Here is a 14,906-nt window from a genome sequence, read left to right as displayed (position 1 = left end):
CCTCCTCCGAGCGACAAACAGGTATGTCTGTCTGTTTTGCCCATGAGACTGCGCGAGCGGGACGTCCGGAAGGGCCCGGTCAGGCCGACGGCCTGGCCAGGCCGTGCTCGCCGGGCCGCCGCACCGGATGCACACCCGATGCACTGCTATGCCTGATATGAGCGGATGGTCGTAGACTGTCCGCAGGTCATCACCCGTAGGGAGGCTTTCCGTGCCTGCCCCGTCACCGGAAGTGCCCGAGCTGCTGAAGCAGTGGCGTGTCCGCGCGGGCTTCACCCAGGTGGACATGGCCGGCCGTCTGGGCATGGGTGTCCGCCACTACCAGCGGGTGGAGAGCGGCAAGCGCCCGATGATGGGCGCGACGGTCAGCCGGACGGCCGAGCTGCTCGCCCTCCATCCGGACGAGGCGCGGGTGCTCCACGCCTGGGCGGGGCAGCCCGCCCCTCGCCGTCCCGCCCCCGCCGATCAGAGCATCCCCGAGGACCTCGTGACGTGGCTGGACGCCCTGCCCTGCGGCGGGTTCTACGAGGGGCCCGACTTCCGCATCCTGGCCTACAACGCGCGCGCCGCACATCACTGGCCGTGGGTGAGCCGCCGGGGCGCCAACATCATGACCGCCCTGCTGCTCGACGGGATGGGGAAGCGGCAGTGCGTGGACTGGGAGACGCGCTGGGCGCCCCTGCTCCTGGCCCGGTTGCGCCAGGCCGCCATCACCCAGCGCAGCACCGCGGTCCGCCGAGTCGTCGACCAGGTGTGCGAGGACCCCCGGGTGAGGGAGCTGTGGCTCGCGACCGCCGAGCTGAGGAGCCACGCGTACGGCACCACGCAGCCGATGATCATGCCGGACTGGGAGCCGCGCCCGGCCTGGGTGACGTTCACCGCCTGGGTGCCCATGCGCAGGCCCGAACTGCGGCTGGTCACCGGCCTGGCGGCGGCACCGTCCGTCGAGCCGGAGCTGCCCGAGGGGTTCCGCGGCGGCGGTCCGGCTCGCGGCTGAGGGCTGTCCGGCTGAGGGCTGTCCGGCACCGGGCCGGGAGCCCGGTGGCCTCGCGCGCGCCGGGCTCGGGGCAGCCGGGCCGGAGGCGGCGCGCACCTCCGGCCCGGCCCGCGGGCGCCCGCCGGTGCCCGCCGGTCGACGGTCAGTCGCCGATCCGGCCGCCGTCCTCCGCCCACACCGTGACGACGGCCGGGCGCACCGCCTTGCCGGGCCCGTCGGGCCACTGCGACAGCGGGTTGTCCGCGCTGGCCCCGTCCAGCTCCCCCGGGTGCTGCACCGCGACCAGCACCCGTTCGTCGCCGACCACCGGGCCGCACACCTCGGCGCCCTTGGGCACCGTCAGGAACTGCTTGACCTCGCCCTCGCGCCGCCCGTGCACCGCGACGCCGAAGAGGCCGTCGTTGCTCCCCAGCGCGTTGCCGTCGGTGGAGATCCACAGGTTTCCGTGGCTGTCGAACGCCAGGTTGTCCGGGCAGGAGATGGGGCTGACCCGGTCCTTGGGGAATCCCGCGAAGTAGGTCGAGGGGTCCTCCGGGTCGCCGCAGACCAGGAAGAGCCGCCAGTCGAAGCGGGTGGAGACCGGGTCGTTCCGGTGCTCGGTCAGCTCCAGCACCTGGCCGTGCTTGTTGTTGCTGCGCGGGTTGGCCTCGTCCGCCGGGGCCGCGCCGGACGTGCCGCGCTTGGTGTTGTTGGTCAGCGCCACGTACACCTTGCCGCTGCGCGGGCTGGGCTCGACGTCCTCGGGCCGGTCCATCTTGGTGGCGCCGACCTTGTCACCGGCCTGCCGGGTGAAGACGTACACCTCCTCAGCGGTCATGCCCTCGACGTACGAGCGGTCGCCGCTGGCCAGCCTGATCCACTCGCCGCGCCCGTCGAACTCGCCGTCCGAGGGCAGCGCGCCGCTGCCGTCGATCTGGCCCGCCGGGCTGTCACCGGTGAACTTCGCGACGTACAGCGTGCCCTCGTCCAGCAGCTTCGCGTTGTGCTCGCGCACCCAGCGGCCCTGGCCGCGCCGCATCCGCTCCTTGGAGACGAACTTGTAGAGGTAGTCGAACCGCTCGTCGTCGCCCATGTAGACGACGGCACGGCCGTCGCGGGTGAGCCGGACGTTGGCGGCCTCGTGCTTGAAGCGGCCCAGCGCGGTGCGCTTGCGCGGCGTCGACTCCGGGTCGTACGGGTCGATCTCGACGACCCAGCCGAAACGATTCACCTCGTTGGGCTCCTTGGACAGGTCGAACCGCTCGTCGTACCGCTCCCACTTGCGCTCCGACGCCCCGCCCGCCAGGCCGTAGCGCGCGAGCCGCTCCTTGGCCACCGGGTCGGTGACGGCGTCGGTGTGCGCGAAGTACTGGTTGAAGTTCTCCTCGCCCGAGAGCACCGTGCCCCACGGGGTGGTGCCGCCCGCGCAGTTGTTGAGCGTGCCCAGGACGGTGCGGCCCGCCGGGTCGGCGCTCGTACGCAGCAGGTCGCTGCCCGCGGCCGGGCCGGTCACCTCGAACGGGGTCGTCGCGGTGATGCGGCGGTTGAGCCGGTGCCGGGGCACGGCCGTCAGCCTGCCGCCGCGGCGCGCCTCCTCGGCGGCGAGCACGGTGAAGCCGTGCGCGGCCCAGGCGATCTCCACCTGCTCGCGGGTGGGGTTCTCCGGGTCGTAGCCGGAGAACATCATCACCTCGGTGGTGTACTCGTGGTTGGCCACGAGCAGCTGCCCGCGCCGGTCACCCGGCAGGTCCAGCAGCGCGACGTAGTCGTTGTTGTAGCCGAACTGGCGGGCCTGCGCCCGGGCCGTCTGCCGGTCCGCGTCGAACGCGGGCGCGCCGGCGAGCACCGGGTCGCCCCAGCGGATGAGGACGTCCTGCGCGTAGCCGCGGGGCACGACCACCCGGTCCTCGGTGTTGGGCGCGACGGCCTCGAACCGCAGCCCCCGCGCGGCGCCTTTGTGGCCGTGGCCGCCGCCGTGCCCGCCCCGCCCGTGAGCGGCGGCGGGGGCGGCGCCCGGCCCGATCACCGTCGCCCCGGTGGCCGCCGCCACGGTCGCGACCGCACCGGCGGCAAGCGCCGAACGTCGCGACAGCGCGCCGCTGATGACGTCCCCGACGTATTCGTTGTCGCTCTTGTTGGGCACCTCGTGGAAGCAGGCGTCACCGCACCGGTACCGGCAGGTGAGGGCGGATCTACCGCCGGGGTGTGAGCCGAGGAGCGGCAGGAGTTTACGCATGGTCCCTCCGGATGTTCGAGCTACGCCGAGGAGAGACGCTAGAGGCGCGGGCACGCCGTGAAGCGACGGCGAGGTGAAGCGGGGGTGAACCGCCCGGCAACCCACCGCCCGTACCCGTACGAGCACGGTCCCGGACCGCGCCGCACGCCGCGAGCCGCCCGCAGCAGCGCACATAACCGGAGGAAACCGGGGCGAACGAGCCGTAAGCGCATGCGCCCCCGCTCCCCGTTCGCTAGCGTCGGCAGCATGATGGACGAGCCGACGGACCTGGACGAGGATGCCCTGCACCACGCGCTGGCCGAGTGGGGGCTCGCCGACGCCCGCCTGACGTACGCCCGCGTCGGCTTCGGCGACTACCACTGGAGCGCCGCCGACGAGCGGGGCGGGAGGTGGTTCGTCACCGTCGCGGACCTGGCGTACAAGGACTACTGCGGCGACACCCCGCAGGACGCGCTGCGCGGTCTGCGCCAGGCCCTGGACACCGCCGCGGCGCTCGCCTCGGGGCGGGACGGCACGCCGGGGGCGGGGCTCGGCTTCGTCGTGGCCCCACTGCTCACCGCGGGCGGCGAGACCGTCCGCCCGCTCGGTCCCGACGGCCGGTACGGGGTGAGCGTCTTCCCGTACGAGGACGGTGTCCCGGGCTCCTTCGAACGCGAGCCGACGGAGCGGGAGCGCGCCGGAGCGCTGGAGCTGCTGGCGGCCCTGCACAGCACGAAGGCGCCGCCCTCCACACCGGTGCTCTCCCCCGAACTCAGCTCGCGCGCCCGGCTGGAGGCGGCGCTCGCGGAGGCGCGTAGGGGCGCAAGCGCGGGGGCGCGTACGGCTGCGCGGGCGGCGGACGCGGCACCGGAGGCGGACGGCCCGTACGCGGAGCGCGCCCGCGCGCTGCTGGCGTACCACGCCGACGGCATCCGCGAACGCCTCGACGAGTTCGACTCCCTGATCACCGAACTGAGCCGCAGCGGCGCGGAGTTGGTGGTCACCCACGGCGAGCCGCACCCCGGCAACCTGCTGTGGCCCGAGGGCGCCGACCTTCCGCTGCTGATCGACTGGGACACGGTGGGCCTGGCGGTACCCGAACGCGACCTGTGGTCGGTGGCCGAACAGCCGGAGGACCTCGCCCGCTACGCGGCGGCCACCGGCCGCAGACCGGACCCGGCCGCGCTGGCGCTCTACCGGCTGCGCTGGGACCTGGAGGACATGACCGTCTACCTCGGCTGGTTCTTCGGGCCCCACGGGGCCACCGCCGACATGGCACACGGCTGGGCGGACCTCACCGATATCGTGACCCGTCTGACCGACGGCCTCGGCGCGGTCGCCTCCACCGGCAGCCGCTGAACGCCGCAAGCAAGCACGCCCGGCCGCCCGGCAGCGCGCCCGCACGCGCGGCCGGGCCCCGGCAGTCCCACGGAGCCGCACATGCTCGACACCCGCCTCGGCGGCAAGAACGTCCTGGTCACCGGCGGCGCCGGAAACATCGGCGCCGCCATCAGCCGCGCCTTCGCGGCACAGGGCGCACGGGTGGCCGTCCACCACCTCCCGCACGACCCCGCCGCCCCCGAGGGCACGCGGTGGGCGCACGTCACGCCCGCTAGCGGCCAGGCGGAGGAGCTGGCACGGGAGTTGGGCAACGGCTCCGTCGCCCTCGCCGCGGACCTGTCCCTCCCGGACGGGCCGCACCAGCTGATATCCGCGGCCGCCGAACACCTCGGCCCGCTCGACGTACTGGTCAACAACGCGGCCCACTGCGAGACGCCGGACACCGTCGACACCGCGACCCCCGGCTCGCTGGCCCGGCACTACCAGGTCAACGCCATCGCCCCGGCGCTCCTGATCGCCGAGGCGGCACGGCTGCGCGGCGGCGAACGGCCGCTGTCCGTCGTCAACATCTCCACGGACGCCGCCCGTGCGTTCCCGGGCCAGATCGGCTACGGCACCTCCAAGGCCGCCCTGGAGGCCCTCACCCGCGCCACCGCGCTCGACCTCGCCGGGCAGGGCGTACGGGTCAACGCCGTCGCCCCCGGCCCGGTGCAGACCGGTTGGATCGGGGAGGACCTCCTCGACCAGGTGACGGCGATCGTCCCGCTGGGCCGGGTGGGCGACCCGGAGGACATCGCGGACGCCGTGGTCTTCCTCTCCTCCCACCAGTCCCGCTGGATCACCGGCCAGGTCCTCCAGGTCGCGGGCGGCCACGCCTTGTGACGACCGCGGCCTGCGCCCAGTCCCTCACCCGCCACGGCATCGGCTCGGGCCACGGCAACGACGGCTTCGCCAGCCTGACTCCGCGACACGGCGCCCCAGGTTTCTGTCCAGGATGAACTCATACGGCAAGGCGCACCACGGCCTGGCAGAGAGCGTTCACCTGGTCAGGTTCCATGCCGTAGTCGCAGGCGATGTCCTCGACCGCCTCTCCGGCCTCCCACAGAGAGGTCACCGCCTGGACGGGCACGCGGTTGGCCGCCACGACAGGCAGGCCGTGCCCGAACCTCGGGTCGATCACGACGGGAACCGCGTCCGGGTACTGCCTCAGCTGGAGACTGGAAGGAAAGTCGTCCCCCGCGTCCCACGACAGGTAGCGGAGGCAGTCCGCGACCACCTCATGGATCGGCGGGTGCCCGAGTCCCAGCGCGACGAGGATGCGCACGCCGTCGGTCGCGACCTGCCGGGACACCAGGCCGTACGGGGTCTCGAAGGCTTCCCGGATCACCTCCGCCGCCTCCTGGATCTCACTCATCCGCAGGCCCAGCCTCCGCAGCGACCGCAGGACGTACGCCTCGGCCACCGCGACGAACGGTATCGAGGGCTGCCTCGAACGCACCGGCCCGACCCGGTGCACCAGCGGTGCCCCGGCGGCCTGTTCGGTCAGCCAGCGGCGCAGGGTGGAGGCGGGGATCTGCAAGTGTGCGGCGGCCTCCGAGGGAGTGAGGAGGCCGCGCGTGAAGCGGTCGGTCACCAGCGGCAGCCGATCAGCCGAGGGGCGGGTGGGCGGAGCCGGTTCAGGTCGAGGCCGTGCGCGGCGAGGAGCAGCGGGCGCCGGGCGCGGCGGCGCTCATGGGCGAGGAGGTAGGGGCGGATCAGAGGGAGGGCGTCCGCGTCGAGGGGCGGGGGCGGGTTCGCCGCCTCCGCCGCGTACGGGCTGCGGTGCGCGGGGAGCGGGGGCACGCGCGGCGGGCGCACGGTGGTGGGCGGGGTGACGCGGCGGTGCGTGCCGCGCGCCGGGCACAGCCACCGCCGGAGCGCGGTCAGGGCACGGCGCATGTCAGCCCCGCTGCCCGTACTTGTCGGTGCTGGACTGCCCGTTGCGCCAGCGGAGCTTGGCGAGCAGCGCGTCCGGTGAGTCCAGAACGGTCACCGCCTCGGGCCGGGTCGTCCACTCGCGCCCGCCGGAGAACGGCCGTACGTACGCCAGCGGGGGCGGGCACGCGGTCTCCGGGTGCGGTTCGGTGCGCTGCGGGTCGTGGAAGGCCCCGACGGCCATCAGCACGCCGATCCTCCCCAGCGCCTCGTCCCGTACGAGCGCACCCACGTGGGGGCGCAGCCTTTCGCTCGCCGTCATGTCCATCCGGCATCTCCTTGCGGCAGTTCTTGCGTTCTGCCACTCAGGATTCAGCCGTAGTCGTACGCTTACCAGGGGTGACAGCTTTAACTCGGAGAATTGAAGAAGCGCAGACGAGGGGTGCCCATGGGCCGTTCGAAGTCACTTGATCCCCGCGCCTCCCTGGCCGCCGCGCTCGGATCGAGAATCCGCAAGCTGCGGGAGGTGAGGGGATGGACGCAGCAGGACCTGGCCGACCGGATGTACGTCTCGGCCAGCCGCATCGCCCAGATCGAACTGGCCACGGACCCGCCGAACGAGGCGCTGGCGGCCGACCTGGACCGCGTCCTGGATGCGGACGACGAGGTGAACGTGGCCTGGCACCACATGAACCGGGCGGGCTATCCGGCCTGGGTACGGCAGTACATCGACCTGGAGAAGCGGGCGAGCCGCCTGCGTCAACACGCGCTTCAGCTCGTCCCCGGAATCCTCCAGACGTCTGCCTACGCGCACGAACTGTTCAAGATCAGCCAGCCTGGCCTGTCCGAGCAGGCGCTGAACCAACAGGTCGAAGCACGGACAAGCCGCCGCAGCCTGTTGGAGAGCTCGGACCCGCTCTATCTCTGGGCGATTCTGGACGAGGCGATTCTTCAACGCCCCTTCGGCGACGATCCGGAGATCATGCGGGGACAGCTCGGCCATCTGCTGGCTATGGCAGAACTGCCGCACATCGAACTTCAAGTGCTGCGGTTCAAGGCCGGTTCCCACGGACTGATGGACGGCTCCCTGACCCTCATGGACTTCCCCGACGGTCCGGATGTCGCCTATCTGGAGGGCCTCGGGAACGGAGAAATTGTAGAGTCGCAGCAGGCCGTGAAGCAGTACGCGATGGCCTTTGACCGTCTGATCGTCCAATCCCTGTCACCCTGGGAGAGTTGGGAACTGATCAGGACCACGCTGAAGGAGCGCTACGGATGGCCACCGCCCACGAACTCGACCTGAGCGCCGCCACTTGGCGCAAGTCCAGGCACAGCAACGGCCAGGGCGGCAACTGCCTGGAGATAGCCGAGCGCTTCCCCGGCGCCGCCACTTGGCGCAAGTCGAGTCACAGCAACGGCCAGGGTGGCGACTGCTTGGAGGTCGCCGACGGCGTCGTCGGCCTCGTGCCCGTACGGGACAGCAAGGTGCCCGACGGGCCCGTGCTGGTCTTCGGGGCGCCGGCGTGGGCCGCGTTCGTGGCCGGGGTGTGCGCGGACCGCTGACGCGGGTTGTCAGTGGCGGGCCGTAGGCTCTGTGCATGGTGAACGTGACGGAGAGCGACGTCGCGCTGGGCGACGGCCGGGTGCTGCATGTGTACGACGCCCGTACGGAGGGTGCGGGTGTCGGCCTGCCGGTCGTGTGGCACCACGCCACACCGAACGTCGGCGAGCCCCCCGAGCCGTTGTTCCCGGCCGCCACCGAGGTCGGCGTCCGCTGGGTGTCCTACGACCGGCCGGGGTACGGCGGTTCGACGCCGCATCCGGGCCGTGATCTCGCCTCGACCGCGTCGGACGTCGCCGCCGTCGCGGACGCGCTGGGCGTCGACCGCTTCGCGGTGATGGGCGTGTCCGGCGGCGGTTCGCACGCCCTGGCGTGTGCCGCGCTGCTGCCGGGGCGGGTGGTCGGCGCGGTGAGCGTGGCGGGGCTGGCGCCGTACGGCGCGGAGGGGCTGGACTGGTTCGCGGGTATGGCCGCCGCCTCCGAGGCGGAGCTGCGGGCGTCCGTCCGGGGCCGGGCGGCGCTGACGGAGCGGCTCAACTCGGCCGGCTTCGACCCGGAGGTGTTCACCCCGGCGGACCACGCGGCGCTGGAGGGGGACTGGGCCTGGATGGGCGAGGTGGCCGGGAAGGGCGCGCAGACCGGCTTCGAGGGGACGGTGGACGACAACCTGGCGTACGTAGGGGCGTGGGGCTTCGACCCGTCGCGGATCAGCGCGCCCGTGCTGCTGCTGCACGGCGCGCGGGACCGCGTGGTGCCGCAGGCGCACGGCGAGTGGCTCGCGCGTCACTGCCCCTCGGCCGAGTGGTGGCTGCGCCCGGAGGACGGGCACCTCTCCGTGCTGCACTCGGCGCCGCACGCGCTGCGCTGGCTGCGCGAGCGCGGCTGGTGAGCCGGGGGCGGGCCAAGAGACCGGTGCGACTGATGAGTTGACAGTTCCGGCGTGAACTCCGCCTGACAGCAGGGTAGTTGAAAAGGTTATGGTGTGAGATCCGGGCCGTCAGGGCCGGATGTGATCGACGCGTGGAAGGGACGGACATCGCGCCGTCCGAGCCGTGAAGATGGAGCCATGACGAGCGCAGGGCACATACCCGGTGGTCACGGGGACGAGAGGGCGCAGCCGACGCACGCACCGGGGGTGTCGGGCGCGCATGATCCGCGGGTTCCCCGGCCAGGCAGACCGGCTGCGGCCCCCGTGCCCGCCAGCGGCTGGGTGATCGCGGGCCGGTACCGGCTGGGTGAGCGCCTCGGTTCCGGCGGCATGGGCACGGTGTGGCGCGCCCATGACGAGGTGATGGACCGGGACGTCGCCCTCAAGGAGCCGAGCCTGCCGGAGAGCCTGAACGCGCGGCAGCGGGAGACCGCGTTCGTCCGGATGCAGCGCGAGGCGCGTGCGGCAGCCCGGATCGACCACCCGGCCGTGGTCGACATCTACGACGTCGTGCAGGTGAACTCCCAGCCGTGGATCGTCATGGAGCTGGTGCGGGGCCAGTCCCTGGCGGACGCGCTGGGCGAGGGCACGCTCCGGCCGCCGGAGGCGGCCCGTATCGCGCTGCCCGTGCTCGAAGCGCTGGTCGTCGCGCATCAGCAGGGCGTGCTGCACCGGGACGTCAAACCGGCGAACGTGCTGCTGGGCTCCCACGACCGGGTCGTGCTCACCGACTTCGGCATCGCGCAGATCGAGGGGGAGGCGCCGCTGACGGAGACCGGTGTCTTCATCGGCTCCCCCGGATACATCGCGCCGGAGCGGGTCCTGGGGAACAAGCCGGGCTCGGCGTCCGACTTCTTCTCCCTGGGTGTGCTGCTGTACTCGGCGGTGGAGGGGTTCCCGCCGTTCCAGCGGCAGACGAACGCCGCGACGCTGCACGCGGTGGCCAGCGCCCCGCCGCACCCGCCGCAACAGGCGGGTGAACTCACCGCACTGATCATGCAGTTGCTGCACAAGGACCCGTCCGCGCGGCCGAGCCCCGAGCACATCGCCACCGTGCTCAAGCAGGTCGCGAACGGGGCCCCGCCCAGCTGGCAGCCGTCCTCGCCGCAGCCGCCCGCCGGCCTGCCGACGACGGACGCGCCCGGAGCGCCCCCCGCGGCCCGGCCCCGCAGCAAGGCGCTGTACGGGCTCACGGCCGGGGCCGTCGCGCTCGCGGCGGCCTTCGGGGGCTGGCTCCTGCCCTCCCCCTTCGGCGAGGACAAGGACGAGAAGACGGGCGGGGCGAAACCGGAGAAGTCGGCGAGCGCGCCGAAGGAGACCCTGCCCAAGGGCTGGAAGCGGCACGAGGAGAAGGCCACCGGCGCCTCGATCGCCGTACCGGGCCACTACGAGCGGGACCCGGAGACGCACGGCAAGGGCTCGGTGATGTTCGTGGACCCGACCGGCGAGTACGACATCATCCTCAAGCGCACCGCCGACGCCGACGGGGACACGGCCCTGGCCGAGGCGCAGACCTGGGTGGACGTCTACGCCGAGGACGACGACAAGTACGACACGAACATCTCCCTCAACACGGCCTCCGTGCAGGGCAAGCCCGCGACCGAGCTGATCATGACCTTCCGCAGCAAGGAGGACGGCGAGGACGGCCCGATCTGGCGGATGCGGGAGCTGTACTACGTCAACGACAAGGGCGCCACCTGGAACCTCACCATGAGCGTGCCCACCAGCGGCATCGTCCCCATCAAGGACGGGGGAGGCAAGACGATCGCCCGCGACTACGGGGACAGCACGAAGGCCGACAAGATCTACGACGACGCGGTGAAGCACCTGCGCATCAACGACCTCTGAGCCGGAGCGAGCCCCGGGAGCCCGCGCGGCCCCCGGCGCCCTCAGCGCGCCCCCGCCAGCTCAGGGGGTGCGGCGTCGATGACCGTGTCCAGCATGGTGCGGGAGGTGCTGAGTTCGCTGATCGAGGCGTCGATCCGCGCGCGCTCCGCCCGCAGCCGGGCCAGCAGGTCGGGGCAGGTGGGCACCAGGCGGGGGCCGTCCTCGCGTATGCAGGGCAGCACCTGCGCGATGGTGGCCGTGGAGAGCCCGGCCGCCAGCAGGGCGCGGATGCGGCGGACGACGGCGACGTCCGCGCTGTCGTACGTCCGGTAGCCGCTGGGCCGGCGCTCGGGGTGCAGCAGGCCCTGCTTCTCGTAGTAGCGCAGCAGCCGCTCGCTGACCCCGGTCTGCCGGACCATTTCTCCCATGCGCATACGGCCTGCCCCTCACCGCTTGACTCCGACACTGATGTCAGACTTTACCGTCTCGACATGACCTCGGAACACACACCTCCCTCGCCCTCTTCCCCCACCATCCCGCTACCCGCCTCCGCGCTCGGCCGCGTCGTGCACGGCTCCGGCGGGCCCGGACTGCTCCTCGCCCACGGCGGCGGGGGCGGCATCGACGCCAACTACGGCCCGCTCCTGGAGCGGCTCGGCGCGCACCGCAGGGTCGTCGGCCCGGACTACCCCGGCACCGGCCGGACACCGCGCCGGGACGAGCCCCTCACCCTGGACGGCCTGGCGGACGAGCTGGTCGCCACCGCCGTCGAGGAGGGCCTGGAGACCTTCGCCGTCGCCGCCTACTCGATGGGCGGCCCGCTGGCCGTACGGGCGGCCGTCCGGCACCCGGACCGGGTCACCGCGCTGATCCTCACCGCGAGTTTCGCGGCACCCAACCCGCGCCTGCGCACGGCGGTGCGGCTGTGGGGGGAGCTGCTGCGTGCCGAAGACCCCATCCGGGTGGCCGAGTTCGGCGCACTGATCGGCGCGGGCGTCCCCTTCCTGGACGAGATGGGCCAGGACGACCTGGACGCGGCCCTGAAGGGGTCGGCGGCGACCGTACCGCCGGGCACGCCGGACCATCTGGCGCTCATCGAGGCGACGGACGTACGGGCGGACCTGCCGCGCCTCGGCCTGCCGGCGCTCGTCATCTCCACCGTGCACGACAACCTGGCCACCCCCTTCCACCACCGGCAGCTGGCGGACGGCATCCCCGGCGCACGCTGGGCCGAACTGGCCTCCGGCCACCTGCCGTTCGTGGAGCGCCCGGACGAGTGGCTGGCGCTGATGACGGACTTCCTGGACGACGTCGGCAGGTGACCGGCGGGTGGCCCCGGCGCGGGCCGCGCTCAGGTCGCGGCCAGCGTGTCCGGGTCGATGACGCTGGTGTTCTGCGCGATGGCTATGCGCCACCGCCCGTCATCCTTGGCCAGGACGTACGTGGGTGAGCCGGGGACCGCCTCGGGGCGCTCGGCCGCCAGCGCCGAGGGGTCCTCGTGGCCCCGGAACACCTCGTCCAGGACCACCCCGTCGCGGGTGACCGGGCGCTGGCGCAGCTTGACGGCGGCCACGTCGGGGCGGATGAACAGGATGTGCTCCACCTGGTACGAGGCGGTGATGGGGTTGTCGGCCTGGGGAGGGAGCACCTTGCGGGTGAAGGTGCTGATCTCGTCGAGGCCGAACAGCCGCTTGCCGTGGGCGGTGGTCCAGACCGTGTCGGGCCGGAAGAAGTCCAGGAAGGCGTCGGGGAGCGCGTTCTGCTGGGCGTGCTGCACGCCCGCGACCAGCTCGGTGATGGCGTCCACCTCTGACTGGGGGGCGGCTACGCCGGTGACCTGGAAACTCATGGGGATCTCCTCGCGTCGAGCGGTTCGGTGTGCCGCCCGCATCCGGCGGGCGGCACACCGACAGCATGCGACTTCAACCGAGGTTCAAGTCAACTGCGCGACGGCGGCGGAGACGATCAGCTCTGCGAGTCGACGAGCAGGCGCAGCGCGAGCGCCTTCAGCTCCGGGGAGGCGTGCTCCGCCGAGCCGCTGTCGAACGGCGGCTGGGGGTCGTACTCGATGGCAAGCTGGATCGCCCGCGCCACCGTCTCCCCGGACATGCGGGCGGCCAGCAGGAGCGCCATGTCCACGCCCGAGGAGACCCCGGCGGCGGTGAGGTACTTCCCGGAGCGCACGTAGCGGTCCGCCTGGTACCGGGCGCCGTAGTCGGCCAGGTAGGGCGTGGAGTTCCAGTGGGTGGTGGCGGGGCGGCCCCGCAGCAGCCCGGCCGCGCCGAGGATCAGGGAGCCGGTGCAGACGGAGGTCGTCCAGGTGGTGTGCCGGTCCATCCGGGCGATCCAGCGGAGCATCCGGGGGTTGCCGATGGCCCCGAGCGTCCCGCGCTCGCCGCCGCCGGGCACGACCAGCACGTCCAGCCGGCGGATCTCGTCCATGGACCGCTCGGCGTGCACGGACACATCGCGGGTGTCCGAGACGACCGGGCCCCGGCGCTCGCCGATCATGGTGAGGCGGGCGTCCGGGAGCCTGCACAGCACCTCGGACGGGCCGACGGGGTCGAGCAGGGTGTAGCCGTCGAACAGCAGGACGCCGATGTGCGGGCCGCGCGGCTCCCCGCTCCGCTCCTCGGCGCCCCAGCTCCCGGCCGAGGCGGGTGCGGCGGCGGGGGCGGCGGGGGCGGCACTCGCGCCCGAGGCGGTGACCGCGCCGAGCGCCGCCAGGCCGGTCCCGGCGACGGCGCCGCGCAGCACCGTGCGGCGGTGCGGGCGGTCGGTGCCCTGGTGGGGTGAAGTGCCGGGCGCGGACGGGGAGTCCGGCTGCGGTGAGGTGTCCGGAGTATGCGTCATGCGGGGCACTCTGCCGCCGCAGCGCACGCGGCGGGCGGGCCATGTCCCGCTTCCTGCGGAGCATGTCCCGCGTGATGGTATGAACCGCATGGACGCCTTGGACCGTAGGGACGCCTTGGACCGTAGGGACGCCTTGGACCGTAGGGACGCCTTGGACCGCAGGGACGGCGCGCGCGGCGGCCGTCGGCGGGTGGTGATCGTCGGCTACGACGACGCGCAGATCCTCGACATCGCCTGCCCCAGCGGCGCCCTGGACCTCGCCAACAGGCTGGGCGCGACGCCTCCGTACACCATCGAACTGGCCACCCACGCCGGGCGGGCCGTGCACAGCTCCTCGGGCATCCGGCTGGGCGCCGGTGCGGCGCTGGCCGCCGTCACGGGCGAGCTGGACACCCTGGTCGTCGTGGGCGGCGCCGGGCACGGGGCCGCCGCCGCCGATCCCCAACTGCTCTCCCAGGTACGGCGGCTGGCCGCCCGCACCCGCCGCCTCGCCTCGGTGTGCACGGGCGCGTACGTGCTGGCCGCCGCCGGGCTGCTGGACGGACGCCGGGTCACCACGCACTGGGGCCACGGGGACGAACTCGCCGCCCGCCACCCGGCGGTGGAGGTCGACCTCGCGCCGCTGTACATCCGCGACGGCCACGTCTACACCTCGGCGGGCGTCACCAGCGCGCTGGACCTGACGCTGGCCCTGATCGAGGAGGACCACGGACCCACGCTGGCCCGCGCGACCGCCCGTGAGCTGGTGGCCTATCTGCACCGCCCGGCGGACCAGGCCCAGATCAGCGTGTTCCTGGCCGGTCCCGGCCCCGAGGACCGCCTCGTACGCGACCTCGTCGGCTACATCACCGCACACCCCGCCGCCGACCTGCGGCCCGGCGCCCTCGCGGACCGTGCCGGGGTCAGCGCCCGCCAGCTGACCCGCCTCTTCTCCGCCCACCTCGGCACGACGCCCGCCCGCGCGGTCCGCCGGGCCCGTACGGAGGCGGCGGCGCGGCTGGTGGCGACCAGCGACCTGGCGCTGGCGACGGTCGCCCGGCAGTGCGGGTTCCGCTCGACCGAGACGCTGCGGCAGGCGTTCCTGGCCCACTTCGGCCATCCGCCGTCCCGGATGAAGGCGAACGGGCGGGCCGCGCACACCCGGGCGGCGAGCTGAACGCGGCGCGCCGTACGGGCCCGGCGCGGGCCGGGACCGTACGGCGCGGTGCTGCGTGGTGCGGTGCTGCGTGGTGCGGTGCTGCGTGGTGCGGTGCTGCGTGGTGCGGTGCTGCGGTGTGCGGTGCTGCGCGGT

The 14,906-nt window shown here is 73.3% G+C and carries 16 protein-coding genes and 1 pseudogene; 10 read left to right on the top strand and 7 right to left on the bottom strand.

The window, feature by feature from the left end; all coding sequences use genetic code 11:
- Positions 1-211 precede the first annotated feature (211 nt).
- Positions 212-997, top strand: coding sequence for a helix-turn-helix domain-containing protein (locus tag H299_RS0113385; RefSeq protein WP_078512702.1), 786 nt, complete (start codon positions 212-214; stop codon positions 995-997).
- A gap of 142 nt (positions 998-1,139) precedes the next feature.
- On the opposite strand, the gene H299_RS0113380 is transcribed toward H299_RS0113385, so the two are convergent.
- Positions 1,140-3,212 (bottom strand): PhoX family protein, encoded by a 2,073-nt coding sequence (locus H299_RS0113380; RefSeq protein ID WP_027748822.1) that lies wholly within the window; start codon positions 3,210-3,212, stop codon positions 1,140-1,142.
- A gap of 246 nt (positions 3,213-3,458) precedes the next feature.
- On the opposite strand from H299_RS0113380, the gene H299_RS0113375 reads away from it, so the two are divergent.
- Together H299_RS0113375 and H299_RS0113370 are read left to right on the top strand one after the other, a co-directional pair.
- Positions 3,459-4,550, top strand: a complete 1,092-nt coding sequence (locus H299_RS0113375; protein WP_027748821.1) for a phosphotransferase — start codon at positions 3,459-3,461, stop codon at positions 4,548-4,550.
- Between the two features lie 81 nt (positions 4,551-4,631).
- Positions 4,632-5,414 (top strand): SDR family oxidoreductase, encoded by a 783-nt coding sequence (locus tag H299_RS0113370; RefSeq protein WP_027748820.1) that lies wholly within the window; start codon positions 4,632-4,634, stop codon positions 5,412-5,414.
- 118 nt (positions 5,415-5,532) lie between these two features.
- Here the strand turns inward: H299_RS0113370 and H299_RS0113365 are convergent, their stop codons facing one another.
- From H299_RS0113365 to H299_RS33960, 3 genes are read right to left on the bottom strand one after another with little or no spacing between them, the layout of a single operon-like run.
- Positions 5,533-6,165: a DUF433 domain-containing protein gene (locus tag H299_RS0113365; RefSeq protein WP_027748819.1), complete on the bottom strand. Its 633-nt coding sequence runs from the start codon at positions 6,163-6,165 to the stop codon at positions 5,533-5,535.
- Positions 6,162-6,470 (bottom strand): hypothetical protein, encoded by a 309-nt coding sequence (locus H299_RS33965; RefSeq protein ID WP_051262428.1) that lies wholly within the window; start codon positions 6,468-6,470, stop codon positions 6,162-6,164. Before H299_RS33965 ends, H299_RS0113365 begins: the two co-directional genes overlap by 4 nt.
- A gap of 1 nt (position 6,471) precedes the next feature.
- Positions 6,472-6,768: a hypothetical protein gene (locus H299_RS33960; RefSeq protein WP_158692323.1), complete on the bottom strand. Its 297-nt coding sequence runs from the start codon at positions 6,766-6,768 to the stop codon at positions 6,472-6,474.
- A 126-nt stretch (positions 6,769-6,894) separates the two neighbouring features.
- Here H299_RS33960 and H299_RS33955 point away from each other — a divergent pair, with 126 nt between their 5' ends.
- The 4 genes from H299_RS33955 (at position 6,895) to H299_RS33950 (ending at position 10,783) form a co-directional block, all read left to right on the top strand.
- Positions 6,895-7,749, top strand: a complete 855-nt coding sequence (locus H299_RS33955) for a Scr1 family TA system antitoxin-like transcriptional regulator (RefSeq protein ID WP_051262427.1) — start codon at positions 6,895-6,897, stop codon at positions 7,747-7,749.
- Complete coding sequence (locus tag H299_RS0113345) at positions 7,722-8,009, top strand: DUF397 domain-containing protein (protein ID WP_037758903.1); 288 nt, start codon at positions 7,722-7,724, stop codon at positions 8,007-8,009. Before H299_RS33955 ends, H299_RS0113345 begins: the two co-directional genes overlap by 28 nt.
- Before the next feature lie 35 nt (positions 8,010-8,044).
- A complete protein-coding gene (locus tag H299_RS0113340; protein ID WP_037758902.1) occupies positions 8,045-8,896 on the top strand; it encodes an alpha/beta fold hydrolase in 852 nt (283 codons plus the stop codon).
- Positions 8,897-9,199: 303 nt separating this feature from the next.
- On the top strand, positions 9,200-10,783 hold the full coding sequence (locus tag H299_RS33950; RefSeq protein ID WP_051262426.1) for a serine/threonine-protein kinase: 1,584 nt from the start codon (positions 9,200-9,202) through the stop codon (positions 10,781-10,783).
- Positions 10,784-10,824: 41 nt separating this feature from the next.
- On the opposite strand, the gene H299_RS0113330 is transcribed toward H299_RS33950, so the two are convergent.
- A complete protein-coding gene (locus H299_RS0113330; RefSeq protein WP_027748816.1) occupies positions 10,825-11,196 on the bottom strand; it encodes a MerR family transcriptional regulator in 372 nt (123 codons plus the stop codon).
- Between the two features lie 57 nt (positions 11,197-11,253).
- Between H299_RS0113330 and H299_RS0113325 the strand changes: the two genes are divergently transcribed.
- Positions 11,254-12,084: an alpha/beta fold hydrolase gene (locus tag H299_RS0113325; RefSeq protein ID WP_051262425.1), complete on the top strand. Its 831-nt coding sequence runs from the start codon at positions 11,254-11,256 to the stop codon at positions 12,082-12,084.
- A gap of 29 nt (positions 12,085-12,113) precedes the next feature.
- Here the strand turns inward: H299_RS0113325 and H299_RS0113320 are convergent, their stop codons facing one another.
- Together H299_RS0113320 and H299_RS0113315 are read right to left on the bottom strand one after the other, a co-directional pair.
- The gene (locus H299_RS0113320) at positions 12,114-12,611 is read right to left on the bottom strand and encodes an SgcJ/EcaC family oxidoreductase (RefSeq protein ID WP_027748814.1); all 498 of its coding nucleotides are present in this window, start codon (positions 12,609-12,611) and stop codon (positions 12,114-12,116) included.
- Positions 12,612-12,727: 116 nt separating this feature from the next.
- Entirely contained in the window at positions 12,728-13,615 is an 888-nt protein-coding gene (locus H299_RS0113315; RefSeq protein WP_078512729.1) for a DJ-1/PfpI family protein, read from the bottom strand.
- 190 nt (positions 13,616-13,805) lie between these two features.
- Between H299_RS0113315 and H299_RS33945 the strand changes: the two genes are divergently transcribed.
- Both H299_RS33945 and H299_RS39095 read left to right on the top strand, forming a co-directional pair.
- On the top strand, positions 13,806-14,771 hold the full coding sequence (locus H299_RS33945) for a DJ-1/PfpI family protein (RefSeq protein WP_051262424.1): 966 nt from the start codon (positions 13,806-13,808) through the stop codon (positions 14,769-14,771).
- A 48-nt stretch (positions 14,772-14,819) separates the two neighbouring features.
- Positions 14,820-14,897 (top strand): annotated as a pseudogene (locus tag H299_RS39095) (pentapeptide repeat-containing protein); the annotation flags it as partial.
- Between the last annotated feature and the right edge of the window lie 9 nt (positions 14,898-14,906).

It is taken from the genome of Streptomyces sp. CNH287, from assembly GCF_000424825.1.
This window is presented reverse-complemented; position numbering and strand designations above follow the sequence as displayed.